We start from the raw sequence: 26755 nt of genomic DNA on the forward strand, positions 1-26755 counted from the left end.
AACCGGCAATCGCTTCATTCAGAGAGAACCGATCATGGCAAAATGGCTAAAAAGTACGGAGTGCGTACAGTTCGAAGTCTCGGAGCGCGTTGCACGCATCACGCTGAATCGCCCGGACAAGCGCAATGCCATCAACAATCCGCTGCTGCAGGAACTCAAGGCGGCGTTGCTGGAAGCCGACGATTTGAAGTCGGTCAACGTGATCGTGCTTTCGGGGGCGGGCCGTGACTTCTGCGCGGGATACGACCTCGTGACGACGTATACGGACCGGGCGGCGGAAGCCATCGATCCGGGTGAGTATCGTGGCACGATCCGCAGTTTCGACGACGACTGCTGGTCGATGGAGCGGCAGGCAGAGACGGTCAATCTGATGGCCGAGATCCACAAGCCGATCATCGCGCAGGTTCACGGCAACTGTCTTGCAGGCGGAACGGATCTCGCGCTCGCATGCGACATGGTGATCGCCGCCGACAACGCGAGAATCGGTTTTCCCGCCACGCGCGCCAACGGTTCGCCCCCTGCGCACATGTGGTTCTATCACGTCGGCCCTCAGTGGGCGAAACGTCTGCTGCTTTCCGGAGATTCGCTGTCAGGAAGAGACGCGGCGAAAATCGGCCTCGTCATGGACGCGGTGCCGGCGGAGCAACTCGAGGCGGAGGTGGGCGAACTGGCGCGCCGTCTGTCTTTCGTCGACGCCGATCTGCTGGCGGCCAACAAGCGCATCGTCAACATCGGGTTGGAACTGGCCGGTTCGCGCACGCTTCAGCGGCTCGCCGTGGAGAACGACTCGCGGGCTCACCAGAGCCAGGGACCGCGCCGCGCGCAGTTCAAGGCAGATATGGACGCGGTTGGGCTGAAGGAAGCGCTCAAGCGCCGCGACGAGCCTTTCGGCGACGGGATGATCCGCCTGCACGCTCGTGGCAGTTGACGAACCGAATTCGAACGAAGATCCGAACATCATGGACGTTGAACTCACATTGAACGGCGCAGTTGCGACGCTGTGCCTGAACCGCCCCGAGAAGCTCAATGCGCTGACGCCGGAAATGCTCGAGCTGATTCTCGGCCACCTCGATCGCATCGAGCAGGACCCGGAGATTCGTGCAGTCATTCTCACCGGTGCAGGCCGCGCTTTCTGCGCGGGCGCCGATATCAAAGGCAGCGGCGCCGCGCCGCCGCAGATGAGCGTTGCCCATGCTCGTGCTTCGATGGCCGTCTATCAGAAGATCGCGCTCAGGCTGTACAACCTGAACAAGCCGATGGTCGCGGCTGTGCGGGGCGTTGCGGTGGGTATCGCGTGGAGCTTCGCGCTCTGCGCGGACCAGCTGGTCGTTTCCGACACGGCGCAGTTCATTCCCGCGTTCCTGATGCGCGCCACGCTGCCCGAAGGCGGCATGGTGCATCTGCTTGCGCGTCATTGCGGCGAGTTTCGCGCTAAGGAAATCATGTACCTGAATCGCCGGCTGACAGGCCAGGAAGCGCTCGATATGGGCCTTGCCAGCCACTTCGTCGAGGACGGCGAACTCGACGCGGCAGCCGCGAAGCTGGCCGGCGAACTGGCGGCCGGCCCGACCTTTTCGCTCGGCCTGACGAAGCAATTGTTCCGGCTGAACGCCGCAAGCATGGAAGAGTTTCTGGCCCAGGAGCTGAATGCTGTAGCGCTCGCGGTGAATTCAGAAGACGCAGCGGAGGGCCGGCTGGCCGCGAGAGAAAAACGAGCGCCTGCCTTCCGTGGCCGCTAAATGGGGCTCCTCCACGAGCAGGGCGAGCCCGGCCAGTCTGATATACGGGTGCGTAAAAGATTCAGGAGTCGGGAAACATGAATTTTGCTTATAGCAAGGAAGACGAAGCGTTTCGCCAGGAAGTGATGCAGTTCTTCAAGGAGCATGCACCCGCCGATATTTCACGCCGGTGGCGCGTTGGCGTGCATCCGCCTGCGCGCGACGACATTCGCAAGTGGCAGGGCATTCTGTACGAGCGTGGCTGGGGCGCGCCCCATTTGCCGGTCGAGCATGGCGGCACCGACTGGAGCGGGTTTCGCAAGCATATCTTCATGGAAGAGCTGTACAACGCCGATGCCATGGACTACAGCTGGCAGTCCACGCATATGGTCGCGCCCGTCATCATCGCCTTCGGCTCGGCCTGGCAAAAGGAGCGCTTCCTGAAGCCGCTCCTGTCCGGCGATGAATTCTGGTGCCAAGGCTTCTCGGAACCGAACGCGGGCTCCGACCTCGCCGGATTGAGAACCACGGCGGTACTCGACGGCGACGAGTACGTCATCAACGGCCAGAAGATCTGGACGAGCGACGCCACCATTGCCGACTGGGGATTCTTTCTCGTCAAGACCGATACGACGGTCAAGCCGCAGCGAGGCATCTCGTTCCTGCTCGTCAAGATGGACACGCCGGGCATTACCGTGCGTCCGATCGTGTCGATCGAAGGCGGCAGGGGACTGAACGAGGTGTTCCTCGAGAACGTCCGTGTGCCGAAGGCGCATCTCGTGGGTGAGGCGGGCATGGGTTGGACCTATGCGAAGTACCTTCTGGAGAAGGAGCGCACGACGAGCGCGTTCCTGTACTTCAACAAACGTGAGTTGCAACGCGCGAAGGACATCGCCGCTCAGGAGATGGTCGACGGCGTGCGGCTGATCGATACGCCCGGGTTCGCGCGCAAGGTTGCGGAGATCGAAACGGATCTCATGGCGCTCGAGTGGTCGGTGCTGCGCATCCTCGCCGAAGAGAAGAGCGAGCGCAACCTCGACGCCGTGGTGTCCGCACTGAAGATCAGCGGGTCGGAAATGCAGCAGCGCGTGACGCAGCTCCAGATGGACGCGCTGGGTCCCCGCGTGATGCGCTTCGACGACCACAGCGTCGCGCACGCCGATCCTGCGGTCGACGAAAACTGGCCCGATTACGTGGGCGGCCGCACGTCGGGCTATCTCATCGCGCGCGCATCCACCATTTACGGCGGTGCGCGCGAAGTGCAGAAGAACATCATTGCGAAACTCGCATTCGGACTGTAGCCATGGACTTCAACTTCTCCGAAGAACAATTGATGCTGAAGGATGGCGCGGAACGCTACGTCCATCAGGAGTATGGATTCGAGGCACGCACGCACATCGCGGCGCAGCAAGAGGGCTTCAGCCGCGAGCATTGGCGCGTATATGCCGAGCTTGGCTGGCTCGGACTGACCATGCCGGAGGATGTCGGCGGACTGGGGTGCTCGTTTGTCGAAATGGCGATCCTGATGGAGGCGCTCGGCCGCGGCATGGCGCTCGAGCCCGTCGTGCAAACCGCGCTGCTTTGCGCCACGATCATCGAGCGAGGGGATGCGCGGCCTCTGCGCGAGACGCTGCTGCCCGCCGTCATCGAAGGCAAGCTGCTGCTTTCGCTCGCGGATAGTGAAGCTGGCAGCCGCTACAAGGTGGCTTGCCATGCGCGAACCCATGCTCGCAAAACCTCCTCGGGGTATCTCATCAGCGGCGCGAAGACGCTGGTGGTGGCCGGTGAGTCGGCAGATCAACTGCTCGTGACCGCGCGAGTGGAAAGCGCATCGCAAGGCGTTGCTGTGTTTCTTGTCGACCGTCGTGCTGCGGGCGTCACGTGCCGGTCGTATCGCTTGCTCGACAGCTCCCGTGCGGCGGATATCGACCTGCGCGACGTCGAGGTCGGCGACGATGCGCTGATCGTCGGACCGGAGCGCGCGCTGGAGGTGCTCACGCAGGCAACGGAACTCGCCGCCCTTGCGAGCGTGGCCGAGAGCCTCGGCATGATGGAGGCGGTGATGGCCATCACTTCGGAGTACATCAAGGGACGCTCTCAGTTCGGCCAGCCCATCGGCAAGTTCCAGGCATTGCAGCACCGCATGGCGGAGATGTTCGTCGCCACGCAGGAAGCGCGCTCGATGTTGTACTGCGGGATCGCGCATATCGACCGGCCGGCGTCCGAACGCAGCCGCGCCATCTCGGCGGCCAAGGCGGTTGCCGCGCGTGCCAATCGCTTCGTTTGCGCGCAGGGTATCCAGTTGCACGGCGGCATGGGGCTGACCGAGGAATATCCGGTTGGCCACTACTTCCGCAAGATGGTGATGATGGAAAAGATGTTCGGCGATATCGACTTTCATCTCGACCGCGTTGCGGCAAGCAACCGCATACCGGCAACGGCTTGAGCGGGGAGGAGCAGATCGTGCAACGCGTGAAAGACAAGATTGCGATTGTGACCGGGGCCGCATCGGGTATCGGCGCTGCCTGCGCCGTAAGGCTCGCGCAGGAAGGCGCCTTGCTGGTCGTGGCGGATCTGAATCTCGAAGGCGCGCAGGAGCAGGTTCGCCGTATCAAGGAGTCGGGCGGCCAGGCAGTTGCGGCGCGTGTCGATATCGGCGACGAAAGCTCGATCGAGGCGTTGTTCGATCTCACGCTCGAAACCTGGGGCGGCCTCGATATCCTGCACAACAACGCCGCCGCCACGTCGCTTTCCAGTACGGTCGATGCGGCGGTCGAGGCGGTCGACGTCGCGGTGTGGGACGACACGATGCGCATCAATCTTCGCGGCACGATGCTGGCTTCGCGGCGCGCGCTGCCGCTCATGCGCTCGCGCGGCGGCGGTTCGATCATCAACACCTCTTCGGGCTCCGCTCAGGCGGGCGCGCTGGGGTACAGCGCCTATGGCGTCTGCAAGGCCGGCATCGAGAATTTGACGCGCTACATTGCCGCGCAGCACGGCAAGGAGGGCATACGGTGCAACGCGATTGCTCCAGGGCTGATCGTCACGCCGGTGACTCAGGCGTACTACGCGGGCGAACTCGGGGAAATGATGCTGAGCCACCATCTCACGCCTCGCCTTGGACAGCCCGAGGACATTGCGCACGCGGTCGTGTATCTCGCTTCGGACGAAGCGGCGTTCGTCACGGGCCAGGTATTCAACGTCGACGGTGGACTGCTTTCACACCAGCCGTACTATGCCGATGAAATCCGCGCACGCTCGGCCGCGGCGGCCAACGTCGCGAAGGGGGCAGCATGACGACGGACCCCAGCATTCTTGCGCGTGTCGAACGCATCGAGGCGCAACTCGCCATTCAGCAGTTGCCGGCGCGATACGCACTCGCGGTCGATTCGCGCGATCTGGACAGCCTTGTGCAACTGTTCGCCGAGGACGTCAATTGCGGCCGCTGGGGCGTGGGGCGCGCTGCACTGAAAACGTTCTACGGGTCCGAACATATCCTGCGCGGCTTTTATCGCAGCATCCACCAGATCTGCGGCCACGCAGTCGATTTCATCGACGCTGACCATGCGACGGGTACCGTATATTGCCGCGCGGAGCACGAGGACGACGGCTCGTGGGTGGTGATGGCGATCTGTTACTTCGATCACTATGTGCGGCGCGACGGGCAGTGGTATTTCGAGCGCCGCGAAGAGCAGCACTGGTATTCGACGGACTGGCTCGCACGTCCCGGCGCGCCGCGCTTCCAGAACTGGCCTGGCAAATACGAGGGCGACCGTTACCAGCCGCGTCTCCCGCAGGGCTTTCCGACGTGGGCGGCGTTCTGGAGCAAGAGCGAACAGCACGCCATCAACGTGTTGACGAAGGCGCCGTAAGCGCCGCCGTAATCGTGTTTGCGCCTTCGGCGCTAGCGCGGGCATGTGCATCAAAGCGCCGCTTCCCCGCGCAAGAGCACGTCGGCGCCACCGTCCGCGAAGGGTACCTGGCCCACCATGTAGGCGTTGGCCGGACCGGCGAGGAACGCAAGGAGCGGAACGATCTGCTCAGCGCTCGCATAGTCCCGCACGGCGGTGGGCACACCCGCTGCAAGTGCCTCGCGGCCCTCGGCGGTTTCCAGCAGGGGCGCGACCATCGGCGTTTTCACAATGCCCGGCGCGATCCCGTTTAGCAACACCCCTTGGTCCGCCCAGCCGGGCAGCACGGCCGTGCGCCGTATCCATTGGGTCAGCGCGCGTTTGGACGACGCATAGCATTGCGCGCCGATTTTCGCGGCCTGTTCCCGCGCGGCGGTTTCGTCGCCGTCGAGGCACAACTCGACGAGCCGCGTATCGACGGGATGAAGCGAGGCCAGTGAAGAGATCACCACAACGCGGGGCTGTTTTCCGCGCTGCAGGAGCGGCAACAGGCGCGGCAGCAGGTCCGCAACGCCGAAGTAATTGACCGACACCAGCGTGTCGCCGGCCACGGGGGGAGATACGCCGGCGCACGCGACCACCGCGTCGATTGATGGCGCAATCTCCTGCACGCGCGCGACGAGCGCTGCACGTCCCGTCGGGTCGGAGAGGTCAGAACACACATCGGCATTGTTCAGATCGACGCCAATCACCCGTTCGCCGAGTGCGGACACATGCCGGGCGAGGGCGGCGCCCATGCCGGAAGCCGCGCCGGTGATTAGCGTCGTGCGTGGGGCAGTCGTGGTCATGACGCTCAGGCCGCCGAGCCGGGCAGGCGCACCACCAGGCCGTCCAGTTCCGGCGTCATGAAGATCTGGCACGTCAGACGGCTGTTTTCGCGCACGTCCATCGCACAGGTGAGCATGTCGACTTCGTAGGACTCGGCCGCTGGCATGTGGCCGCGCCAGGCTTCGTCGACGTAGGCGTGACAGGTCGCGCAGCTGCAGCTGCCGCCACAATCTCCGAGAATGCCCGGGACCTGGTTGTTCACGGCAGTTTGCATGACCGAGTCGCCAACGTTGGCGCTTACGCTGGCTTCGCTGCCGTCCGGCTGGATGAATCGAATGAGCGGCATGGCTTCTGGACCTCTGAAAAATTAGTTGGACTGTGGGAGCAGACTTTTCAACGGGATCGACTCGTCGGCGAGATCGGCCGCACGAACCGAAATTTTCTCGGCGACGAACCGCTTTGCCAGCATGAATTCGGGCGCACGGCTCACCGTGTCGGCTGCGAGCATCGCGCCATCCTTGAGATAAAACGCCGAAAACGAGCGGCTCTCGGGACTTCCGCGCAAGACGAGTTCGTCGTAGCCTTGGGACAGCCCGACCATCTTTAGCTTCAGATCGTATTGATCGGACCAGAACCACGGCACGCTGTTATAGACGCGCTCCTTGCCGCACAGCGATGCCGCGGCGGTGCGGGCCTGCTCGAGTGCGTTCGGCACCGACTCCAGGCGCAGCCGGCGGCCGAGCGACGGATTGGGATGATTGGTGCAATCGCCGACCGCGAAAATATCCGGATCGGAGGTACGCGTATGCTCGTCCACCACAATGCCGTTGTCGACGGCGAGACCCGCGGCCTGCGCGAGTTCGGTGGCCGGCTCCAGTCCCACGCCGACGATGACGAGATCCGCCGCGACACGCGTGCCGTCCGCGCAGCCGACTGCGGCGACCGCGTCGCCGGACGCGTCGAGTTCGAATCCGCTCACGATCGCATTCGTGCGGATGTCGACCCCGGCCTCGCGGTGCACTTTCTCGTAGAACGTGGAAAGCTCGGGCGCGGTGACGCGCGCGAGCACACGCGGCAATGCCTCGAGCACGGTGACGTGCAAGCCGCGCTTCACGGCCACTGCAGCCACTTCGAGGCCGACATAGCCGCCGCCGATGATCACGAGGCGCGAGCCCGCATGAAACTGGTTACGAATGCGCGCGACGTGATCGAGCGTGCGAAGGTAGTGAAAGTTCTGCAGCTTCTCGATGGCTTCGATACCCGGCAACGCGAGTCGCCGCGCGCGGCCGCCGGTGGCCAGAACGAGCTTCGCGTAGCTGATCTCGCTGCCATTGGAGAGTGCGACCCGTTTCGCATCACGGTCGATGCGCTCCGCGCGCGTATTCGGAATGAACTCGACGCGTGCCTTGTCGTAGGTCGAAAGCGGCTTAAGGTAGAGCTGCTCGGCGGTCGATTCGCCCGAAAGGAATGCCTTCGAAAGCGGTGGCCGCTGGTACGGCAAATGCGGTTCTTCTCCCACCATCACGATGCGTCCCGTCCAACCCTGTTCGCGGATCGCGGTCGCGCATTCTCCCGCAGCGTGACCCGCCCCGACGATCAGCGCGGTGTTTTCTGCGTCTACAGCTGTCATAAGGCGAACTCCGTCTCGCACGGCCGCACTCGCTGCGACCTCAGTTATTATGAATGCTGTTCCAAATTGTGAACGACGGTCGGCGCGGCTGTCAATGCTCATCAACCCCGCTCACGCACCCCCGTTGCTCCCGCGCGGAGTTGACCATCGCCTCGATGCCGCCAACCGCGAAGCGGATCAAATAGGTGCGCATGCGCTCGATATGTGGTGCCGTAAGCGCGCGCGTTCCGGATCGGGCTTCTTTCGCGTACAGCTCGTTGAGCACCAGATGAAACACGGACTCGACGAAATGCTGCACGAGTTCGACGGTTTCCCGCGTGGCGCCAGGCAGCGCCTTCGCGAAGGCGTCGCGGTAACGGGCCGCCGCTGGCGCGTATTGGTCGTAGAACGGCGCCGTGAGATCGGGCCGCTCCAGCAGGCAGCCGATCTGGGTCAGCAGGCGCAGGTAGTTTTGCCACCCCGGGTCGCCGCTCTTCAGATGCGCGAAGGCCGGCGCGGAAAGCGCGGTCACGATGGCTTCCACATCGGGCCGCTCGCGATGCAATGGCGCGAGCGCCGCTTCCAGCGAATCGATCACCTGCTGGCTGATCGCGGCTGCGCGGCGGCCTATCGACTGCTGGAACAGGGCGTCCTTGCTGCCGAAGTGGTAGCGCGCGAGGCTCAGCTCCATGCCGCAGCTCTGCATGATGTCGCGAATCGACGTACCGAAGTAACCGTGCATCGCGAACAGCCTTTCGGCCGTATCGAGAATGCGCTCGGGCGTGGTGCTGCGAGCCGAAGCGCGCGGCTCCTTGTTATCGGCTGCCGGCCTGCTGGCGGTCTGGGTATTCCTCGACGACATAGGTTTTCCTTTCATTTCGGGCGCAACCGGCAAGCGCCGAAGGCCCCTTCAACCGAATGATAAATCGTTCTTGCACAATCGTGCAAAATCGAACATAGTTCAACTATAGGTACTTTCGGCAATGCCGGTACCGGCTATCGAACGACTAATGGAGACTGGAACCATGGCTGGCGCGCTGCGACTTGAAGACTTCGACGATCCGACGTTCAACCCCTTTTTCGAGGATTCGCTCGCTTACGGAGCCGATGCCAACCCGTATCCGCGCATTGCCGAACTGCGCGAAAAAGGCACGGTTCAGGAAGGGGACTATCGTGTGCTGATGGGCGGTGCGGCGGACCTGACGATGTCCGACGTCGCGCACTACTGCGTATTCGGATACGACGAGGTCTCGCAGGTGCTGGGCGATCCGGCTACGTTCTCGAACAAGTCGTACGAGCGCAATATCGGCATCAGCTTCGGACGCAGCATTTCGACGATGGACGCGCCCGAGCACCCGCGCTACCGCCGCATTTTTCAGAAAGCGTTCTTGCCGCACACCGTGGCGGCATGGGGCGACACACTGGTCGATCCCGTGGTAAACGAACTGATGTCGAAGTTCGTGGATCGCGGGCATGCGGATCTCGTCAACGAGTTCACGCTTCACTATCCGTTCAATATCATCTACCGTCAGCTCGCATTGCCGCCGGAAGACGTGAAGATCTTCCACAAGCTGGCGATCGCGCAAACGCTGGTGTCGATCGACGTGGCGCACGGCGTGGAAGCGTCGACGAAGCTGGGTGCTTATTTCGCGCAACTCGTCGAGGCGCGCCGCAGCAATCCGGGCGACGATCTCGTCAGTGCGCTGGCCACTGCGGAAGTCGATGGCGAATTGCTTCCGGACGAAGTCGTCATTTCGTTCCTGCGCCAGCTCGTAAATGCGGGCGGCGACACCACCTATCGCGCAACCAGCGTGCTGCTGCTCGCGCTGCTGCGCGATCCCGCGCAGCTCGAAGCGGTGCGCCAGGATCGTACTCTGGGCGCGCAGGCTATCGAAGAGGCGCTGCGCTGGGACGGCCCCGTGTTGATGCAGTCGCGCTTGGCGACGCGTGACGTCACGCTCGGTGGCATCGAGATTCCCGCAGGCGCATTTCTCGACGTGCTGGCAGGCAGCGCCAATCGTGATCCCAGCCGCTTCCCCGATCCGGACAAGTTCGACATCTATCGCAAACCAGCTCACCGGCATTTCGCGTTTGCATATGGACCTCACGTGTGCATTGGTCAACACCTCGCGCGCGTGGAGATGACGCGCGCGCTCAACGCGATCCTCGACCGCCTGCCCAATCTTCGTCTCGATCCGGACGCCCAGGCTCCGCAGATCAACGGCATCATGATGCGCGTTCCGCATTCGATTCCCGTCGTCTTCGGCTAATCAGCCGGCCTCACGGGCTTTGCACGAGGCCGACCAACAAGGCAAGTGCCGCCGGACAACTCGCGCATAGAGTTGCCCGGCGCGCACCGACGGCGGAGAACGCATTGATGACGGAGTTTGACTATGTCGTGGTTGGCGCGGGCGCGGCGGGTTGCGTGCTCGCCAACCGTCTTTCGCAAAGCGGGCGCCACACGGTGCTGCTCGTTGAAGCAGGACCCGAGGATCGCAGTCCCCTGATCCGGATGCCCAAGGGTTTCGGGAAGCTGCTGGGCGATCCGGCGCACGCCTGGTTCATCCCGGTGCAGCCCGACGACGGCAACGGGCACCGCAATGAAATCTGGCTTCGCGGCAAGATGCTCGGAGGTTCGAGCAGCATCAACGGCATGGTGTACATGCGTGGACATCCTGACGACTACGACGGATGGGGCGAACTGGGCGTGGAGGGCTGGAGTTGGCAGAACCTGGCACCGTGCTTCAGGCAGATCGAAGATCACGCGCTGGGCGCCGACGAACTGCGGGGTTCGGGCGGCCCACTGAAAGTCTCGCCATATGCACAGCGCAACCGTATTGGCGACGCTGTTCTCGAGGCGTGCCGGTCGCTTGGCATTCGGCGCGTGGAGGACATCAACCGGCTCGACCACGAGGGCGTGGCCTATCTGATCTATACGATACGCAAGGGACAGCGGCAGAGCTCGGCCGAAGCCTTTCTGAAACCTGCTCGCTCGCGCAAGAACCTCACGGTCGTTACCGCGACGCAGGCCGCCCGAATCGTGTTTGACGGTACGCGCGCAACTGGCGTGCAATGCGAAAGCGCGGGGCAGCAGATCGTTTACCTTGCACGCCGCGAAGTCGTGCTGTCGGCTGGAGCGATCGAGTCACCGCGGCTTTTGCAGTTGTCGGGCATTGGCGATCCCGGCCATCTGCAGTCGCTTGGCATTCCGGTCGTGGCAGCAAGCCCGGGCGTCGGGCTCAACATGCGCGAGCACTATCTGTATATGGTGCAGGCGCGTTTGCAGGAGTGGTGCGATTCGCAGAACCGGCAGTTCAGCGGCCTGCGCCTTTGGCGCAACGCGATGCAGTATTTCCTGTTCCGCCGTGGCGTGATGTCGCTCGGCTCCTATCAGGTGGGCGGTTTCGTCAAGACTGCTCCCGACGCGAAGCGCCCCGACGTTCAGTTGATGATGGCGCCGTACTCGATGGATTTCGGCGCGGCCAGCTATGCGTTCGAGACGTTTCCTGGCATGCAGCTTTTCAGCTATCCACTGCGTCCGCGCAGTGAGGGACACGTGAGGATCCAGTCGGCGGACCCGCGCGTGCCGCCCGAAGTCGTTGCGAACTACCTCGCCGATTCGTACGACCAGCGGATGGCCGTCAACGCATTCCGCCTCATGCGAAACGTGCTGGCCGCCGATCCGCTCGCTAGCCTGCTGGAAGGAGAGACGCGTCCAGGTTCCGCCGTTCAGACCGACGCCGAAATTCTCGACCTCTACCGGCGCGAGGGACAGTCCGGCTACCACGCTTGCGGCACCTGCAAGATGGGCTCCGATCCGCTTGCCGTGCTCGATTCGCGCTTGCGCGTGCGGGGCGTTGAAGGCCTGCGCGTGATGGATCTCTCCGTGACGCCCACGATGATTTCCGGTAACACCAACGGCCCCATGATGGCGATGGCATGGCGCGCCGCCGGCCTGATCCTCGAGGACGCACGATGAGCTGTCTCGAGGACTATGGCAAGCGCTTTGCGAACATCGAATTCGAGCGGCGCGATGGCGTTCTACAGGTGCGCCTGCACACGGATGGCGGCCCCCTCAAGTGGGGCGCGCTCGACGGCAGCATTCACAGTCAGCTGGGCGAGGCGTTCTATCAGATCGCACGCGACCTCGAAAATCGCGTAGTGATCCTGACGGGCACCGGCAATGCTTTCTGCGACGCCATGAACTACGCCGAGCTGCCGGCGGAACCGCTTGCGCAAATCTGGCCGCGCCTGCAGCGCGAGGGGCAGGACTTGCTCATGCAACTGCTGGACATTCCGGTTCCCGTGATCGGCGCAATCAACGGCCCGGCGCACATTCACGCCGAGTTACTCGTGCTCTCCGATATCGTGCTCGCGTCCAGTCACGCCGAAATCTCGGATCAGGCGCACTTCGTTCACGGCGTCGTGCCGGCGGATGGCGTGCAGATCGTCTGGCCGATGTTGGTCGGCCATAACCGCGCACGCCACTTTCTGCTCACCGGCGAGCGCATGACGGCGCAACGCGCGTGGGAGCTTGGCGTGGTCGGCGAAGTCCTCGCCCAGGAAGCGCTGCTCGAGCGCGCCTGGGAGATCGCCCGCGGCCTCGCGGCGAAGCCGATCGAAACCCTGCGCTATACCCGCGCGGTCTTTGCTCAGCCATTCAAGCGTCGCATGGTCGACGAACTGGGCTACGGACTCGCGCTTGAAGGGCTTGCCGGTATTGCTGCGCAGTCTGGCAAGACCTAGCCCGTCAAAGCGACATGTTCACGAATGGGAGACACGATATGGACCTGACAGTGCAAACATTATCCGAGCGAAACGCGCTTGTTCAACAAGCGCTCGACCGTGCGACGCGGGAAGGCGGCGAGATCGGCGTGCAGGTGGCGGCCTATCTGAATGGCAAGCTCGTGATCGACGCATGGAGCGGCGTGGCCGATCCGTCCACCGGCCGGTTGGTTGACGGCGATACGCTCTTCAACGTCTATTCGGTGACGAAGGCCGTCGCGGCAACCGCGCTGCACATTCTGGCGGACCGCGGACTCATCGAATACGACGCGCCGGTCACGCGCTATTGGCCGGAGTACGGTGCGCACGGGAAAGACAAGACGACGGTACGCGATGTGCTGACTCACCGCGCCTGCGTGCCGCAGATGCCGGACGGCGTGACGCCGGAACTGATGTGCGACTGGCAATGGATGACGCGCGCCATCGCGAACCTGGAGCCGCTCGCCGAGCCGGGCACGAAGACGCTTTATCTTTCGATGACCTTCGGCTGGATCGTTGGCGAACTGGTCCGACGCGCCGATCCGAAGAAGCGCTCGCTGGGCCGTTTCGTTCAGGAGGAGATTGCGAAGCCGCTCGGTATACACGATCTCTGGATTGGCATTCCTGATGAGGTCGAGCCACGCGTCGCTCGTCTTACCGACGCAATGGTGCCGGTTCCCGCGGAATACCTGCCGCCTCTGTTCCTGCGCTCGATGCCGCAGCAGGTCGCATTGACGCCGCAGGTGTTCGAGCGCCCGGACGTACGGCGCGCCGAGGTGGCGGGCGTGGGCGGGATCTTCAATGCGCGTAGTGAAGCGCGTTTTTGGGCGATGCTTGCGTGCGGTGGTGAGCTGGACGGCGTGAGGATCCTTTCGAAGGAACTCGTGGCCACGCTGAATACGCCGCGCGCCAACAGCGAAGAGCCGGACCCCGTAATGTTCGGCTTTCCGATTCCGATCACGATCGGCGGCTTCTGGTTCGGCGGCAATCATCCGCCGGTGACGGCGGCGCGTTCGCCGCGCGCATTGTGTCATCCGGGGCAGGGCAATTCGATCGGCTGGGCGGACCCGGACACGGAACTCGCGGTGGCAATCTGCCACAACAAGCTGTTCAATCCGACCACGCCGGAAGAAGATCCGCTGCTCCCGATCGCCGTTGCGATTCGTGAAGCGCTGGATCTGGAGTGATCACCGCAATGGTCATGGATATCACGTATTTGCAGCAATGGACCGGACGCACCGAGGAAGTGCAGGACCAGGTCACGCTCACGCCGATGGCGGCGCTCGGCGCCATGCTCGACCGTGACGAACCGTCTGCTGCGGCGGGCGATGACTTGCCGCCGTTGTGGCACTGGCTTTATTTTCTGCCGGTTCATCGTCAGTCGATGGTCGGATCGGACGGTCATCCAAAGCGTGGAGGTTTCCTCCCGCCTGTCGACTTACCGCGGCGTATGTGGGCGGGCAGTCAACTCGAGTTTCTGCGGCCGCTGAAGGCGGGCAGCGCGATTACGCGGCTTTCTCGCATCGAGAGCGTTGCACACAAGCAGGGACGTACCGGCGATCTCGTGTTCGTCAAGGTCAAGCACGAGGTCAGCGACGTTGCCGGACTCGCGATCGTCGAACGCCAGGATATCGTTTATCGAGACCATCCGGCTGCGAGCGAAAAGCCGGCTGCGCCACAGGCCGCGCCCGCGAGCGCTCAGTGGGCGCGCGAGGTCGTTCCCGATCCCGTGCTGCTGTTTCGCTATTCGGCGCTTACCTTGAATGGTCATCGTATCCACTACGATCGGCCATACGCGACCGGCGAAGAGGGATATGAGGGGCTCGTCGTGCACGGCCCTCTGCTCGCCACGCTACTTATGGACTCGCTGAGATCCGAGCTGCCGGGCGTGCGCGTGCGATCGTTTTCGTTCCGCGCGATCAAGCCGGTGGTGGACACGTTACCTTTCTATGTCTGCGGGAAGCGGGACGAATCGGACCCCGGCAAGGTGATCTTGTGGATTTCGGGTAGCGATGGGTCGTTGCGCATGGAAGCATCGGCCGTGCTCGCCTGATGTGTTGAATCCGGTCCGCCAACGTGTTTTAACTTCCGCGGACCGGTCTCTGAACTGGAGTTTTATGCGTTCGTTTCTTTTTGTGCCTGGGAGCAAACCCGAGCGATTCGCCAAGGCGCTCGCGGCAGGCGCCGATGCAGTGATCGTGGACCTCGAAGACGCCGTCGCGGACGTGGATAAAGCGTCCGCGCGCGCACATGTTGCCGATGCCGCGCGAACATTTGTGGCTGCGCCTGTTCGCGTGCTGTTGCGCATCAATGGCGCTGGCACTCAGTGGTTCGAGGATGACCTCTCGCTTGCAGTGCTCGACGGTATCGATGGCATCGTGCTGCCCAAGGCGGAGAACGCGGCAGCGCTGACCGCTGTCGCCGTGGCAACGCAGAAGCCGATATGGCCGATCATCGAATCCGCCGAGGGCGTCTGGAACGCGTTGGAAGTGGCGCGCATGCCCGGTGTCGAGCGGCTCATTTTCGGCTCGGTGGACTTCGAACTCGATCTCGATTGCGATGGTTCATGGGACGCGTTGCTGCACGCGCGTTCGCGCATCGTGCTGGCCTCGCGTGTAGCCGGAATTCAGTCTCCGGTGGATGGCGTAACCGTGGCGATCGATGACGAACGGCAACTCGCGCATGACGCGTCGAAGGCAAGATCGCTGGGTTTCGGCGGCAAGCTGTGTATTCACCCGCGCCAGGTTGCAGCGGTCAACGCTGCGTTCAGCCCAAGCGCAGATGAAATCACCAAGGCGCGGAAAATTGTCGAGGCATATGAGCGCGCTGAAGGCGGGGCAGTGTCCGTGGATGGACGGATGGTGGACTTGCCGGTCTTGCTCAAGGCAAGACGCATCGTCAGCTTGTCCGAAAAGACCGAAAGCGTGCGTGGTTCGGTAGAAGGGTAAGGGGAATTGCGGGGCGCCCGCGCCGCCACCGAAAGATGTGGCGCGGGCGTGGTCCAACTGTGCTTACACCGGATCCCACGGCGTGAGCGCCATGGAAGGCACGTTCGGGAAGAAGCTCGACTCGAACGCCGGCATGACCTGTTCGGCAATCGCTTCGGGCGTCCAGCCGCCGTCGCGATGCAGTGAGCGGATCATGCGGATCTGGTTGAAGAAGTAGATTTCGTTGGCGCGCACACCGAAGATCTGGCCCGAAACCTTGGCGGCCTGGTCGGAAGCGAGGTACACGGCGAGTGGCGCGATCTTGCGCGATTCCATGCGCTTGAGAATCTCGACGCGTGCCTTTTGCTCCGGCGTTTCCGAGGGAATCGAGGCCGTCATCGCGGTCCACGCCCACGGTGCGATGCAATTCGAACGCACGTTGAATTTGGCCATGTCGAGGGCGATCGACTTGGACAGACCGACGACACCCATCTTGGCGGCCGAGTAGTTGGCTTGCCCGATATTGCCGATCAGACCCGACGTGGAGGTCATATGAACGAAGCTGCCGCCGTTTTGCGCCTTGAAATGCGGAGCCGCCGCACGCGCCACGAAAAACGACCCGTTCAGGTGGACGTCGACCACGGCCTTCCACTCGTCGAGGCTCATGTTGAAGAACATGCGGTCACGCACGATGCCGGCGTTGTTCACCACACAGTCGATGCGGCCGAACGTGTCCAGCGCGGCCTGCACGATCTTCTGCGCCGAATCCCATTCGGCGACACTGTCCATCGAGGCAACCGCTTGTCCGCCGGCCTCCTTGATTTCCGCGACAACGCGCTGTGCGGCGAATTCGCCGGTTTCGGCGTTGCGACCGAGGTCGTTGACGACGACCTTGGCGCCGTTCGCCGCGAATTGCAGCGCGAAGTCGCGCCCGATGCCGGCACCCGCACCCGTTACCACTACCACCTTGTCCTTGACGAAATCGCTCACTCTTGTCTCCGTTCGATACAGGCGTTGATGTAGAAATGCTCGCCTCGGTATAATAGCAAAACTGAACGACGTTGCATAATATGAACGCAGACGCATTGACGCAGAGTGTGGCGATTCATCCATTCGAAGACGACGAAATGAAAGGAGACGCAAGATGAATCATACGAAAGGCTGGACCGTGCCGGACCATGTTCCGCGAGACCTTGTGGTCGATTTCGACTATATGAACCCGCCTGACGCACAAGACGATGTTCATCTGGCATGGAAGTCGCTGCACGCGGGGCCCGACATCGTATGGTCCCCTTACTATGGAGGCCACTGGATCGCCACGCGAGGTGAAGATATCGAGGCGATGCAGAAGGACCATACGCGCTTCTCGCATCAAAGCGTCAACATTCCGCCGCTCAACGAGTCGCGGCTCGTGCCGCTCGAACTCGACCCGCCTGAGCACACTGCGTACCGCAACCTGATCACGCCCGCTTTTCTTCCGCAGGCAATCGCGTCGCTCGAGAGCGACGTGCGCAGCCTCGCAATCGAGTTGATCGAAAAGATCGCTCCGCGAGGCGAATGCGAGTTCGTCTCGGAGTTCTCGAAGATCCTGCCGATCGTGATTTTTCTGCGTCTCGCAGACCTTCCGTTGAGCGATCGCGAGCAACTGCTCGAATGGGCGGAGTGGGCCGTACGCGGCAATCTCGACGAACGCATCGAATCCCAGCATCGCCTTGGCGGCTATATCGCCACCTGGGTGGAAAAGCGCAAGGCCCAGGCGGGCGGCGATCTGGTCAGCCTGATTGTCAACGCACAGGTCGATGGCAAGCCGATCAGCCCCGAGCGCATGTTCGGGATGTTTATCGTCGTGCTGTTCGGTGGCCTGGATACCGTCGCCTCGATGATGGGTTTCATCGCACGTTTCCTCGCCGAGAATCCGGCGCACCGGCAGCAACTCATCGAGAATCCGGAACTGATGGTGTCGTCGGTCGACGAATTGATCCGGCGCTTTGGCGTGGCGAATACCGCGCGGCTCATTACCGAGGACATGGAATACAAAGGCATCCAGTTCAGGAAGGGTGACCAGATCCAGTTGCCGAACTCTCTGTTCGGCCTCGACGACCGCAAGTTCAGCAACCCGCTTGCCGTCGACCTCACGCGCAAGCCGGTGATGCACGCGGCTTTCGGCAACGGACCGCATCGCTGTCCGGGATCGTTTCTCGCGCGCACGGAGATCAAGGTGTTCCTGCAGGAATGGCTCAAACGCATTCCCGATTTCCGCATTCGCGAGGGCGACAAGCCACGATGCGGCTCGGGCTCGGTCAACGGCATGCTTTATCTGCCGCTCGCCTGGGACGTAGCGCCCTGAAATAACCCCACCTCAACGACTCATAGACGATCATGAAAAAGTGGCAATGCATTTTTTGCGGGTTTTACTACGACGAAGCGGCGGGACTTCCGGCGGAGGGCATCGCGCCCGGCACCCGCTGGGAAGACATCCCGGATGACTGGGCATGCCCCGAGTGCGGCGCGACCAAGGCCGACTTCGTGATGGTCGAGGTGGAGGCCTGAGGGTTAGGGCACGCGCACGGCGCCAGGCCGTGCGCTGCGTCGCCCAGTGTCAAACGCGCTCGAAGACGGCGGCGATACCCTGGCCGCCGCCGATGCACATGGTCTCGAGCGCATATCGTCCCTTTCGACGCGTCAGTTCGTGCAGGAGCGTCGTCATGATCCGCACGCCCGTTGCGCCAATCGGATGGCCGAGCGATATGCCGGAGCCGTTCACGTTGAGCCGGTCGGTATCGTGCCAGTTCCAGCCTTTGAGGACTGCCAGCACCTGGCATGCGAACGCTTCGTTCACTTCGACGAGATCCATCTGATCGAGCGAGAGACCCGTGCGCGCCATGAGCTTCTGGACCGCAGGCACGGGGCCGATGCCCATGCGTGACGGCTCGCAGCCGGCGGCGGCCCAGCCGGTCAGCCAGGCGATGGGTTCGAGCCCGAGCGCTTCGATACGGTCTTCCGCAACCACGAGGCAAGCGGCGGCGGCGTCATTCTGCTGGCTGGAGTTGCCGGCGGTCACCGTGCCGCCCGGCATCAAAGCGCGAAGCTTGCCGAGACTTTCCATGCTGGCGTCCGCCCGGAATCCTTCGTCCCTGGAGAAACGGAGCGGCTCGCCCTTCTTTTGGGGCACGCTGACCGCAACGACTTCCTCGGCCATGCGGCCCGACTCCCACGCCGCCGCCGCGCGCTGGTGGCTGCGTAACGCGAATTCGTCGGCGGCCTCGCGGCTGATGCCATAGTCGGTGGCGAGATTTTCCGCTGTCTCGATCATGCCGGAGATATAGCCGAAGCGAGATTCGGGCTGCGAGCGCTCGCGGCCGCGTGCGAGACGGTCGTGAAACTGAACGGAGCCCGAACGGGCGCCCCAGCGCATGTCCGTGCTGTAGTACTCGATGTTGCTCATGCTTTCCACGCCGCCGGCCAGCACCACGTCGGCGGCGCCGGTTTGCACCATCATCGCCGCGGTGGCGAGGGCCTGCAGGCCGCCGCCGCAGCGACGGTCCAGTTGCATGCCCGGCACTGCCACGGGCAGGCCCGCCTGCAGCGCGATCCAGCGGCCCACGCAGGGCGTTTCGCTGCTCGCGTACGATTGTGCGAACACGACATCGTCGATGCGAGCGGGATCGAGTCTCGCTCGCCGGATCGTTTCGTTCGCAACGAGTGCGCCGAGTTCTTCGACGGAGACACCGCGCAGGCTACCGCCAAAGGTGCCGACGGGCGTGCGTACGGGGGACACAATTGCTGCGCGTTTCATGGGACAGTTCCTTGCAGGGTTTCGAGTTTCTGATTCGGGCCCGATGGCAATCAGGCGACGAGCGTCGCACTTCCGGAACGATTGGAAGGCGGGGCGCCGGCCATCTGGTCGATCGCGCCACGATGGTCCGGATGGGCGATCGCAAGCATGCGCTCGCGCCGTTGCCGCAGCGTCAGTCCGCGCAGATCGGCTACGCCGTATTCCGTCACCACGATCCCGGCGTCGCTGCGCGGCGTGCTAACCGGTCCGGTCAACGACGCGACAATGCGGGTGGCGCCCTTGCCAGCCGTGGAGGGCAGTGCGATGACGGGAACGCCGCCATGAGAGCGTCGCGCGCCGCGCAGGAAGTCGAGCGCGCCGCCCACCGCGCCCACGTACACGCCCCCCGCAATTTCGGCGTTGATCTGTCCGCTCAGATCAACTTCGACCGCCGAGTTGATGGCGACGAAGCGATCGATGCTCGCGAGCACATGCGGGTCGTGCGTGTAGCGGGTCGAACGAAACTCGATGGCGTCGTTGCGGTGCGCGAACTCGTGAATGCGGCGGCCACCCATCATCACGCCGGCGATGGTCTTGCCTATGTCGATGGATTTGCGCGCATTGTTGATGACGCCGCTTAGCATTAGATCGGCGACTTTGTCCCCAATCGTGCCGGAATGAATGCCGAGGTTTCGACGATCGGAGAGGCAGGCAAGGATCGCCTCTGGAATCGCGCCGAGACCAAGTTGAATCGTGGCGCCGTCATCGATCAAACTTGCCGTGTACCGCGCAATCGCCAGTTCCGTTGCGCTTGCTGCGCTGGGCGAACTTTCGGGTAGAGCGCGCGACGTCGGCAGGATGAAGTCGATCTCATCGTCGCGAAGGTAGCGCTCGCCGTACGTCCAGGGCGCCTGCTCATTCACCTCTGCGACGACGACGCGCGCGTGCTTCAGTGCCGGAATCAGATACTCGTGCGCAATGGAGAGGCTGTAGCGACCCAGTGAATCGGGCGGCGACAGCTGCAGCAGCAAGACGTCGATGGGAAACTGGCCCGACTCCATCATCTGGGGAAACTGCGAGTAGTGGCACGGAAGAATATCGAGTGCGCCAGCCTTGGCCAAAGCGCGGTTGGCGCCTGTGCCGCAGTACGAAACGAAATCGATGCAGTCAGCGTGCTCCGGCCGGCACGTGTCGAAACGACTAGCGCCCAGAAAAATCCGAAACGCGCCGATGCCGTGCCGTTGCTCTAGCAACTTTCTCGTGAGCGGGAGGGGCTCCGCATTCGATTGACCCCACGCGACGGTATCTCCGGGACGAACGATGGATGCGAAGTCGACGGAGTCCGCCTCTAGCAGTAAAGGCATGATGTTGTTCGCGTCAGTGCGTAGTTTGAGTCGTTTGCGCAACGGCATAGATGTCGTCGTACTGCCCACGCACGGCGCCCGATGCGATGACTTCCGCGATCCGCTCTTCGCTGTATCCGATGCTGCGCAGTACGGCTTCCGTATGCTGACCAAGGCGCGGAACGGCGAGCGGCGGCGCCGCAGGCTCCATACGGAAGTGCATCGGGCTTGCAACGTGTTTGCGTCCGGACGGATCGCTTTGAATCATCGCGCGCTCATGCGCATGTGGATGGTCGAGCGCTTCGGCGAGCGAGAGCACCGGCGCGACGCTGATGTTTCGGCCCTCGAACCAGTCGAGCCATTCATCGAGCGTGCGGCTCAGAAAGGTACGCGTCAGGAATGCGCGCACCCGCGTTTGACCTTCACCAGCCGGACCGATGGCGTCACCGACCAGATCCGGGCGGCCGAGTGGCGTAAGCAGGTTGGTGGCAAAGCTGCGCTCCCGGCCGCCGAGGCAGAGCCACTTCGAATCGGCAGTCTCATAGCTGCTGAGCAGTGCGAGCCCAATGTCGTCTGGCGTTTCCTGAGATGAAACGTCCGGCGTGTTGAGCAAGTGGCCACTGAGATAAGGCTGTGCAGTGAGCGCCGCATCGAAGAGCGAGATGTCGATATAGTCGCCGCGGCCCGTCTCCCGCGCGCGCAGGAGGGCCATCAACACAGCGGACAACGCCGTCAACGAACCGGCCAGCGCGGCGAGTGATGGCCCTGTGGTAACCGGCACCCCGCGGCAGTCGCGCGGCAGCGTTCCCGCAAGCGATTGAATCACCGGATCATGAGCGGGCAGTTGAGAGAGCGGGCCGTTCTGACCAAATGCGGTCATTGCGCAATAAACGAGTCGCGGGTTCGTCCGGCTCACCGTGTCGTAGTCGATGCCAAGGCGGGCGGCCACCCCCGGCCGCGACGACTCGATCACCACGTCAGCCTCGTTCATCAGCTTGAGCGCCGCCTCGCGTCCATCGGGATGCTTCAAGTCGAGGGCGATGCTGCGCTTGCCGCGGTTGATTGCGGCGAAGAACGCGCCATCCGTGCCCGGTGCACCGCGTGTGGGGTCGCCGGTGACCGGCTCGATCTTGATGACCTGCGCCCCGTGTTCCGCGAGATTGGCGGCGAGGAACGGACCCGGCATGAACTGGGACAGGTCCACGACGCGAAGACCGGTGAGTTTCATGCGAGAGCGGCTCCGAAGCCGAGCTGGCGTTGCGCGATCGCGGCAGCCTCCTTCACGATGCGTTCGATCAGTTCCGCACAAGTCGGCAGGTCGTGGATGAGACCGGTCACGATCCCGGCGGGGAACGCGCCGCCTTCGACTTCTCCCGTGCCGAATGCGTCCATCCAACGCTTGGCTCCGGTCAGCGCGTAGAGGTCGGCATGCGTCACGTGCCCGCTGCGCTCGAGTTCGAGCGCGGCGAGGCTCACGCTATTCTTGATCACACGGCTTGCATCGCCGAGCGAGCGGCCGACCACCACCGTATCGCGCTCCGTCGCTTCCAGCAGACGTTGCTTGATCGCCGGGTGGACCTGCGATTCTTGCGTGAGCATGAAGCGCGTGCCCATATTGATGCCGTCCGCACCGAGCGCCAGAGCCGCCATCAGACCGCGCCCATCGGCGAAACCACCGGAGGCGAGAATCGGCACCTTCAGCTTGTCGGCGGCGGCGGGAATCAGGATCAGTCCCGGGATATCGTCTTCACCGGGGTGCCCCGCGCATTCGAACCCGTCGATGCTGATGGCGTCTGCGCCGAGCGATTCGGCCTTTACCGCGTGGCGGACCGTGACGCACTTGTGGACGACCTTGACGCCCTGCGCCTTGAATTCGGCGATGTATTTCGCGGGATTGCTACCTGCCGTTTCCACGACCTTGACACCCTGCGAAACGATGGTGCGCACATACGCGTCATAGTCGAGACCGGCATTCGCGCCGAGTACGGTCAGATTCACACCGAACGGCTTGTCCGTGAGCGAACGCACTTTGTCGATTTCACGCGCGAGCGCGTCGGCGCTTGCATGCGTATGCGCGGAGATGAACCCAAGACCGCCCGCGTTACCTACGGCCGCTGCCAGTTCAGCCCGCGCCACCCAGCGCATGCCGCCTTGAATGATGGGGTATTGAATGCCGAGTAGTTCAGTAATACGGTTGACGTAGGGTTTCATCACGTGCCTGTAGTCTGGGGAGGGAGTGTGGGTGCCAGAGGAGGGCGCTGGATGCGCGCGGCCTGGCGTGCTCGGTTAGCCACGGCAGAAGTGGCTTTTTCAGCGATTCAACAATCGCGGAACTGCGGCTTGCGTTTTTCGGCGAAGGCTGCCATGCCTTCCTTGCGGTCTTCGGTGGCGAAGGTCGAATAAGCCATGCGCCGCTCGAACAGGATGCCTTCGGCGAGGCTCGATTCGTAAGCACGGTTGACGCACTCTTTCGCCATCGCCACGACCGGTTGCGAGAATCGCGCGATTTCGTCGGCTGTTTTCAGCGCTTCGCCGACGAGCGTATCGACGGGAACGATGCGGCTCACGAGCCCGCATCGTTCGGCTTCGACAGCGTCCATCTTGCGGCCGGTGAGGATCATCTCCATCGCCTTCGATTTGCCGAGCACGCGCGTGAGGCGCTGCGTGCCGCCGGCGCCGGGAATGGTTGCGAGCGTGATTTCGGGAAGGGCGAAACGCGCGTTGTCGGCGGCCAGAATGAAATCGCACATCATGGCCAGCTCGCAGCCTCCGCCCAACGCGAGACCGGCGACGGCGGCGATGACCGGTTTACGGCAACGCGAGGTGCGCTCCCAGTTCGAAGTGATGAACTGGTTCTTGTAGACGTCCATGTACGTCCATTCGCCCATCATCTTGATGTCGGCTCCGGCGGCGAATGCTTTTTCGCTGCCGGTGAGCACGATCGCGCCGATGGCAGGATCGGCCTCGAGGCCGTCGAGTGCGGCCGTCAGCTCGTCCATCAACTGGTTGTTCAGCGCGTTATAGGCATGCGGACGGTTCAGCTTGATCAAGCCGGTCTTGCCGTGAATTTCGACGATGATCGTCTCGTAGGCCATGGTCTTTCCTTGCGGGAATCAGGGTGAACACTTAAGCCAGCATCGGTATCTGCCCGGCCTCGGTTGTGTTGGCTGTGGCACCCCGTTCAGACTGCGCCGGGTCGTGCCGCGCGTTGCCAAATTTGTGAACGACGTTTATGATTCTGAATGTGTGACCCGGCTTTGTCAATTGAGCCCATGGTCAGATTTGCTAACGGAAAACACCGCGAGGAGACAGTGCATGACGACTCGTCACGAGGACGGACAGATTCGCGTTGAACAACGCGGGAACCTGCTTTTGATAGGGATCGACCGGCCGGAAAAGCGCAACGGCTTTACCCCGAAGATGTTCAAGGAACTAGCCGCCGCTTACACGCAGCTCGAGAACAGTAGCGATTTGTTCTGCGGTCTGGTCTATGCCGAAGGCGACCACTTTACGGCGGGGCTCGACATGCCGAAGATCGCGCCGCTGCGCCGTGAGGGCAAACCCTTGCTTCCGGAGGGCGAGGTCGATCCGTTCAACTTGCGCGCGCCGCTGCGCACCAAGCCGGTCGTCATCGCTCTCAAGGGGATCTGCTTTACGGTCGCGGTCGAATTGATGCTCGCGTCGGAAGTGGCCGTGGCCGCCGATAACTGCCGTTTCTCCCAACTTGAAGTGAAGCGGGGGATCATGGCAGGTTGTGGTGCGACGTTCCGCATGGTCCAGCGTGCCGGCTGGGGCAACGCGATGAAGGTGCTGCTCACCGGCGACGAGTTTACTGCCGAGGAGGCGCGCCACATGAACTTCGTTCAGGACGTCGTGCCGGCGGGCCAGGAGTTCGACCGCGCGCTTGCTATCGCAGAGCGAATCGCCTCGCAGGCGCCGCTCGCCGTGCAGGCCACGATTCAGAACGCGCGTGTTTCACTGGGGCAAGGCTGGCAGGATGCCTACGCGACGATTCAGTCGACGCAGCAGTTTCTCTACAACACGGAAGATGCAAAGGAAGGCGTTCAGTCCTTCATCGAAAAACGTACGGCGAAGTTCGTCGGACGCTGATGCATGGCTTGCGGCGCGGCCGGTGTGAATTCAAGGGGACAGTTTGATATGACAAAAGGCGCGTTGACGGGGGTTCGCGTACTCGACCTGAGCCGTATTCTCGCGGGGCCCTGGGGGGCGCAGATGCTGGCGGATCTCGGCGCGGAGGTCATCAAGGTCGAGCGTCCGGGCAAAGGGGACGATTCGCGGCAGTTCGGCCCTCCGTTTCTCATGGATCGGGAGGGCAAGGTCACGCGCGAATCGACGTTCTTTATTAGCGCGAACCGCGGCAAGAAGTCGATCACGTGCGATATTTCGACGCCCGACGGGCAGACGCTGATCCGCTCGCTGGCTGCGCATTGCGACGTGCTGCTCGAGAACTATAAGGTTGGCGACCTGAAACGCTACGGGCTCGACTATGAGAGCCTCAAGCTCGTCAATCCCCGCTTGATCTACTGCTCGATAACGGGGTTCGGACAAACCGGGCCGTACAGTCCCCGCCCCGGATATGACTCGATTTTCCAGGCGATGGGCGGTCTGATGAGCGTCACGGGCAACGGCGACGACGTGCCAGGCGGCGGACCGATGAAAACCGGGCCCAGTCTCGCGGACATCCTTTGTGGACAGTACGCGGCGTCCGCGATCATCGCCGCGCTCTATCATCGCGACGCGGCGCAAGGCGGCAGTGGGGAGGGGCAGTACATCGACCTGGCGCTGCTGGACGCGATGATCGCCGCCACATCGCACTATGCGAGCCAGTACCTCGTTTCGGGGCAGGTTCCGATCCGGCGCGGTACGGAGGGAAACGGCGGCATGCCGTCGCGCATGTTCCGCTGTGCCGATCGCGACATCATGATCGTTGCTGGCAACAACGAACAATACGCGCGGATGTGCCAGGTCCTCGGGCATCCCGAACTCGCCAGCGACCCACGATTCAGCGAGATTGCACTGCGAGTGAAGAATCGCCGCGCGCTTGGCGAAGTGTTCGAACCGCTTATCGCCAAATGGCAAAGCGATGAACTGCTGGCGGCTCTCGACGCGGCTGGGGTGCCGGCGGGGCCGATCAACAATCTGGAACAAGTGTTCGCCGATCCCCATGTGCAGGCGCGTGCGATGTGTGTTGAAGTCGCGCATCCGCTCACCGACGAGGCGGTCCGTATGGTTGCCAATCCGGTGAAGATGTCGGGCACGCCTATCGATTCGTACGGAGCGCCGCCGATGCTCGGGCAGCACACGGACGCCGTGCTGCGTGATGTGCTGGGTATGTCGCAATCCGATATCGATACCTTGCGCGAAAAGAAGGTACTTTAGAAAGCAGGATTTTGCGAAGAGCAGCCCTTCGGGGCTGCGCTCTTTTGCGGACTATCCATATCAATCAGGACAACGAATGTCTCTGTCGTAGCGAGACATTCGAGGATGGTTGCGGGGTTGCTCGAACACCCTCGGCAGCCAACTGGTTTGTTTCGTATCACGCTTTTGCAATCAGGGGTTCTTTGATGCACATTGGAATACCCGCAGAAACCCGGGCGAACGAAACCCGCGTGGCCGCGACGCCGGAGACAGTCAGGAAATACGTCGCCCAGGGCCACACGGTCACGATCCAGGCGGGCGCCGGCGTCGGCGCGAGCTATCCCGACGAGGCCTACACGACCGTGGGCGCGCAGGTCGCCGATGCGGCCACGGCCTTCGGCGCGGACCTCGTGCTCAAGGTCCAGTCGCCCACCGTCAGCGAATTGCCGTTCATGAAGCGCGGCGCAGTGCTGGTCGGCATGCTCGATCCCTTTAATGCGGAGAACGCCGCGAAACTCGCCGAGGCTGGCGTGACGGCGTTCGCGCTCGAAGCCGCGCCGC

At 62.9% G+C, this 26755-nt stretch carries 26 protein-coding genes and 1 pseudogene; 17 read left to right on the forward strand and 10 right to left on the reverse strand.

Translation table 11 applies throughout. The features are described from left to right. Nucleotides 1-34 precede the first annotated feature (34 nt). The 6 genes from AB4Y40_RS09460 to AB4Y40_RS09485 all read left to right on the forward strand — a co-directional run bounded on the left by AB4Y40_RS09460 (nt 35) and on the right by AB4Y40_RS09485 (nt 5590). Nucleotides 35-928 (forward strand): crotonase/enoyl-CoA hydratase family protein, encoded by an 894-nt coding sequence (locus AB4Y40_RS09460; protein WP_368687450.1) that lies wholly within the window; start codon nt 35-37, stop codon nt 926-928. 31 nt (nt 929-959) lie between these two features. Further along, nucleotides 960-1739, forward strand: a complete 780-nt coding sequence (locus AB4Y40_RS09465) for an enoyl-CoA hydratase/isomerase family protein (RefSeq protein WP_368687451.1) — start codon at nt 960-962, stop codon at nt 1737-1739. 77 nt (nt 1740-1816) lie between these two features. Then, nucleotides 1817-3019, forward strand: coding sequence for an acyl-CoA dehydrogenase family protein (locus AB4Y40_RS09470; RefSeq protein ID WP_368687452.1), 1203 nt, complete (start codon nt 1817-1819; stop codon nt 3017-3019). Nucleotides 3020-3021: 2 nt separating this feature from the next. Continuing rightward, nucleotides 3022-4164, forward strand: coding sequence for an acyl-CoA dehydrogenase family protein (locus AB4Y40_RS09475; protein WP_368687453.1), 1143 nt, complete (start codon nt 3022-3024; stop codon nt 4162-4164). Between the two features lie 17 nt (nt 4165-4181). Further along, on the forward strand, nt 4182-5015 hold the full coding sequence (locus AB4Y40_RS09480) for an SDR family oxidoreductase (RefSeq protein ID WP_368687454.1): 834 nt from the start codon (nt 4182-4184) through the stop codon (nt 5013-5015). Continuing rightward, nucleotides 5012-5590, forward strand: a complete 579-nt coding sequence (locus tag AB4Y40_RS09485) for a nuclear transport factor 2 family protein (RefSeq protein WP_368687455.1) — start codon at nt 5012-5014, stop codon at nt 5588-5590. The genes AB4Y40_RS09480 and AB4Y40_RS09485 overlap by 4 nt, the downstream gene beginning before the upstream one ends. Before the next feature lie 50 nt (nt 5591-5640). On the opposite strand, the gene AB4Y40_RS09490 is transcribed toward AB4Y40_RS09485, so the two are convergent. The 4 genes from AB4Y40_RS09490 to AB4Y40_RS09505 all read right to left on the reverse strand — a co-directional run bounded on the left by AB4Y40_RS09490 (nt 5641) and on the right by AB4Y40_RS09505 (nt 8868). Next, complete coding sequence (locus tag AB4Y40_RS09490) at nt 5641-6417, reverse strand: SDR family NAD(P)-dependent oxidoreductase (protein WP_368687456.1); 777 nt, start codon at nt 6415-6417, stop codon at nt 5641-5643. 5 nt (nt 6418-6422) lie between these two features. Further along, entirely contained in the window at nt 6423-6743 is a 321-nt protein-coding gene (locus AB4Y40_RS09495; RefSeq protein WP_069268796.1) for a 2Fe-2S iron-sulfur cluster-binding protein, read from the reverse strand. A gap of 21 nt (nt 6744-6764) precedes the next feature. Then, nucleotides 6765-8027, reverse strand: coding sequence for an NAD(P)/FAD-dependent oxidoreductase (locus tag AB4Y40_RS09500; protein ID WP_368687486.1), 1263 nt, complete (start codon nt 8025-8027; stop codon nt 6765-6767). A gap of 91 nt (nt 8028-8118) precedes the next feature. After that, complete coding sequence (locus tag AB4Y40_RS09505; RefSeq protein ID WP_368687457.1) at nt 8119-8868, reverse strand: TetR/AcrR family transcriptional regulator; 750 nt, start codon at nt 8866-8868, stop codon at nt 8119-8121. A 163-nt stretch (nt 8869-9031) separates the two neighbouring features. Here AB4Y40_RS09505 and AB4Y40_RS09510 point away from each other — a divergent pair, with 163 nt between their 5' ends. From AB4Y40_RS09510 to AB4Y40_RS09535, 6 genes are all read left to right on the forward strand, one after another. Then, nucleotides 9032-10276, forward strand: a complete 1245-nt coding sequence (locus AB4Y40_RS09510) for a cytochrome P450 (protein ID WP_368687458.1) — start codon at nt 9032-9034, stop codon at nt 10274-10276. Between the two features lie 107 nt (nt 10277-10383). Beyond that, a complete protein-coding gene (locus AB4Y40_RS09515; RefSeq protein ID WP_368687459.1) occupies nt 10384-11985 on the forward strand; it encodes a GMC family oxidoreductase in 1602 nt (533 codons plus the stop codon). Beyond that, nucleotides 11982-12752, forward strand: a complete 771-nt coding sequence (locus AB4Y40_RS09520; RefSeq protein WP_368687460.1) for an enoyl-CoA hydratase/isomerase family protein — start codon at nt 11982-11984, stop codon at nt 12750-12752. The genes AB4Y40_RS09515 and AB4Y40_RS09520 overlap by 4 nt, the downstream gene beginning before the upstream one ends. Before the next feature lie 38 nt (nt 12753-12790). After that, complete coding sequence (locus tag AB4Y40_RS09525) at nt 12791-13957, forward strand: serine hydrolase domain-containing protein (protein ID WP_368687461.1); 1167 nt, start codon at nt 12791-12793, stop codon at nt 13955-13957. Nucleotides 13958-13965: 8 nt separating this feature from the next. Continuing rightward, complete coding sequence (locus AB4Y40_RS09530; protein WP_368687462.1) at nt 13966-14823, forward strand: MaoC family dehydratase N-terminal domain-containing protein; 858 nt, start codon at nt 13966-13968, stop codon at nt 14821-14823. A 64-nt stretch (nt 14824-14887) separates the two neighbouring features. Then, complete coding sequence (locus AB4Y40_RS09535; RefSeq protein WP_368687463.1) at nt 14888-15718, forward strand: CoA ester lyase; 831 nt, start codon at nt 14888-14890, stop codon at nt 15716-15718. Between the two features lie 63 nt (nt 15719-15781). Here AB4Y40_RS09535 and AB4Y40_RS09540 read toward each other — a convergent pair whose 3' ends face one another. Further along, nucleotides 15782-16687: an SDR family NAD(P)-dependent oxidoreductase gene (locus AB4Y40_RS09540; protein WP_368687464.1), complete on the reverse strand. Its 906-nt coding sequence runs from the start codon at nt 16685-16687 to the stop codon at nt 15782-15784. Nucleotides 16688-16841: 154 nt separating this feature from the next. On the opposite strand from AB4Y40_RS09540, the gene AB4Y40_RS09545 reads away from it, so the two are divergent. Both AB4Y40_RS09545 and AB4Y40_RS09550 read left to right on the forward strand, forming a co-directional pair. After that, a complete protein-coding gene (locus tag AB4Y40_RS09545; protein ID WP_368687465.1) occupies nt 16842-18044 on the forward strand; it encodes a cytochrome P450 in 1203 nt (400 codons plus the stop codon). A gap of 32 nt (nt 18045-18076) precedes the next feature. After that, entirely contained in the window at nt 18077-18247 is a 171-nt protein-coding gene (locus tag AB4Y40_RS09550) for a rubredoxin (RefSeq protein ID WP_008917747.1), read from the forward strand. Nucleotides 18248-18296: 49 nt separating this feature from the next. Here AB4Y40_RS09550 and AB4Y40_RS09555 read toward each other — a convergent pair whose 3' ends face one another. The 5 genes from AB4Y40_RS09555 to AB4Y40_RS09575 all read right to left on the reverse strand — a co-directional run bounded on the left by AB4Y40_RS09555 (nt 18297) and on the right by AB4Y40_RS09575 (nt 23910). Beyond that, nucleotides 18297-19493, reverse strand: a complete 1197-nt coding sequence (locus AB4Y40_RS09555) for an acetyl-CoA C-acetyltransferase (RefSeq protein WP_368687466.1) — start codon at nt 19491-19493, stop codon at nt 18297-18299. Nucleotides 19494-19543: 50 nt separating this feature from the next. Beyond that, nucleotides 19544-20836 carry an acetyl-CoA hydrolase/transferase family protein gene (locus AB4Y40_RS09560; protein ID WP_368687487.1) on the reverse strand — a complete coding sequence of 431 codons (1293 nt, stop codon included), beginning with the start codon at nt 20834-20836 and terminating at the stop codon, nt 19544-19546. A 13-nt stretch (nt 20837-20849) separates the two neighbouring features. After that, nucleotides 20850-22043, reverse strand: a complete 1194-nt coding sequence (locus AB4Y40_RS09565) for a CaiB/BaiF CoA transferase family protein (protein WP_368687467.1) — start codon at nt 22041-22043, stop codon at nt 20850-20852. Continuing rightward, nucleotides 22040-23026, reverse strand: a complete 987-nt coding sequence (locus AB4Y40_RS09570) for an NAD(P)H-dependent flavin oxidoreductase (protein ID WP_368687468.1) — start codon at nt 23024-23026, stop codon at nt 22040-22042. Before AB4Y40_RS09570 ends, AB4Y40_RS09565 begins: the two co-directional genes overlap by 4 nt. Before the next feature lie 107 nt (nt 23027-23133). Further along, nucleotides 23134-23910 carry an enoyl-CoA hydratase gene (locus AB4Y40_RS09575; protein ID WP_368687469.1) on the reverse strand — a complete coding sequence of 259 codons (777 nt, stop codon included), beginning with the start codon at nt 23908-23910 and terminating at the stop codon, nt 23134-23136. Between the two features lie 220 nt (nt 23911-24130). Between AB4Y40_RS09575 and AB4Y40_RS09580 the strand changes: the two genes are divergently transcribed. The 3 genes and pseudogenes from AB4Y40_RS09580 to AB4Y40_RS09590 all read left to right on the forward strand — a co-directional run. Next, entirely contained in the window at nt 24131-24925 is a 795-nt protein-coding gene (locus tag AB4Y40_RS09580; protein ID WP_368687470.1) for a crotonase/enoyl-CoA hydratase family protein, read from the forward strand. 48 nt (nt 24926-24973) lie between these two features. After that, nucleotides 24974-26215: a CaiB/BaiF CoA transferase family protein gene (locus AB4Y40_RS09585; RefSeq protein ID WP_368687471.1), complete on the forward strand. Its 1242-nt coding sequence runs from the start codon at nt 24974-24976 to the stop codon at nt 26213-26215. 185 nt (nt 26216-26400) lie between these two features. Continuing rightward, a pseudogene (locus AB4Y40_RS09590) lies at nt 26401-26755 on the forward strand (NAD(P)(+) transhydrogenase (Re/Si-specific) subunit alpha); the annotation flags it as partial.

It is taken from the genome of Paraburkholderia sp. EG287B (assembly GCF_040965595.1).
In the GTDB taxonomy this organism is placed as follows: domain Bacteria; phylum Pseudomonadota; class Gammaproteobacteria; order Burkholderiales; family Burkholderiaceae; genus Paraburkholderia.

Bases quoted from the DNA above. Each gene is read 5' to 3' on its own strand.
- AB4Y40_RS09560 (WP_368687487.1), bottom strand. From the start codon at position 20,836: ATGCCTTTACTGCTAGAGGCGGACTCCGTCGACTTCGCATCCATCGTT.
- AB4Y40_RS09570 (WP_368687468.1), bottom strand. From the start codon at position 23,026: ATGAAACCCTACGTCAACCGTATTACTGAACTACTCGGCATTCAATAC.
- AB4Y40_RS09555 (WP_368687466.1), bottom strand. From the start codon at position 19,493: ATGAAACGCGCAGCAATTGTGTCCCCCGTACGCACGCCCGTCGGCACC.
- AB4Y40_RS09465 (WP_368687451.1), top strand. From the start codon at position 960: ATGGACGTTGAACTCACATTGAACGGCGCAGTTGCGACGCTGTGCCTG.
- AB4Y40_RS09505 (WP_368687457.1), bottom strand. From the start codon at position 8,868: ATGTCGTCGAGGAATACCCAGACCGCCAGCAGGCCGGCAGCCGATAAC.
- AB4Y40_RS09485 (WP_368687455.1), top strand. From the start codon at position 5,012: ATGACGACGGACCCCAGCATTCTTGCGCGTGTCGAACGCATCGAGGCG.
- AB4Y40_RS09565 (WP_368687467.1), bottom strand. From the start codon at position 22,043: ATGAAACTCACCGGTCTTCGCGTCGTGGACCTGTCCCAGTTCATGCCG.
- AB4Y40_RS09460 (WP_368687450.1), top strand. From the start codon at position 35: ATGGCAAAATGGCTAAAAAGTACGGAGTGCGTACAGTTCGAAGTCTCG.
- AB4Y40_RS09585 (WP_368687471.1), top strand. From the start codon at position 24,974: ATGACAAAAGGCGCGTTGACGGGGGTTCGCGTACTCGACCTGAGCCGT.
- AB4Y40_RS09515 (WP_368687459.1), top strand. From the start codon at position 10,384: ATGACGGAGTTTGACTATGTCGTGGTTGGCGCGGGCGCGGCGGGTTGC.
- AB4Y40_RS09525 (WP_368687461.1), top strand. From the start codon at position 12,791: ATGGACCTGACAGTGCAAACATTATCCGAGCGAAACGCGCTTGTTCAA.
- AB4Y40_RS09495 (WP_069268796.1), bottom strand. From the start codon at position 6,743: ATGCCGCTCATTCGATTCATCCAGCCGGACGGCAGCGAAGCCAGCGTA.
- AB4Y40_RS09490 (WP_368687456.1), bottom strand. From the start codon at position 6,417: ATGACCACGACTGCCCCACGCACGACGCTAATCACCGGCGCGGCTTCC.
- AB4Y40_RS09520 (WP_368687460.1), top strand. From the start codon at position 11,982: ATGAGCTGTCTCGAGGACTATGGCAAGCGCTTTGCGAACATCGAATTC.
- AB4Y40_RS09535 (WP_368687463.1), top strand. From the start codon at position 14,888: ATGCGTTCGTTTCTTTTTGTGCCTGGGAGCAAACCCGAGCGATTCGCC.
- AB4Y40_RS09470 (WP_368687452.1), top strand. From the start codon at position 1,817: ATGAATTTTGCTTATAGCAAGGAAGACGAAGCGTTTCGCCAGGAAGTG.
- AB4Y40_RS09550 (WP_008917747.1), top strand. From the start codon at position 18,077: ATGAAAAAGTGGCAATGCATTTTTTGCGGGTTTTACTACGACGAAGCG.
- AB4Y40_RS09545 (WP_368687465.1), top strand. From the start codon at position 16,842: ATGAATCATACGAAAGGCTGGACCGTGCCGGACCATGTTCCGCGAGAC.
- AB4Y40_RS09575 (WP_368687469.1), bottom strand. From the start codon at position 23,910: ATGGCCTACGAGACGATCATCGTCGAAATTCACGGCAAGACCGGCTTG.
- AB4Y40_RS09580 (WP_368687470.1), top strand. From the start codon at position 24,131: ATGACGACTCGTCACGAGGACGGACAGATTCGCGTTGAACAACGCGGG.
- AB4Y40_RS09510 (WP_368687458.1), top strand. From the start codon at position 9,032: ATGGCTGGCGCGCTGCGACTTGAAGACTTCGACGATCCGACGTTCAAC.
- AB4Y40_RS09475 (WP_368687453.1), top strand. From the start codon at position 3,022: ATGGACTTCAACTTCTCCGAAGAACAATTGATGCTGAAGGATGGCGCG.
- AB4Y40_RS09500 (WP_368687486.1), bottom strand. From the start codon at position 8,027: ATGACAGCTGTAGACGCAGAAAACACCGCGCTGATCGTCGGGGCGGGT.
- AB4Y40_RS09530 (WP_368687462.1), top strand. From the start codon at position 13,966: ATGGTCATGGATATCACGTATTTGCAGCAATGGACCGGACGCACCGAG.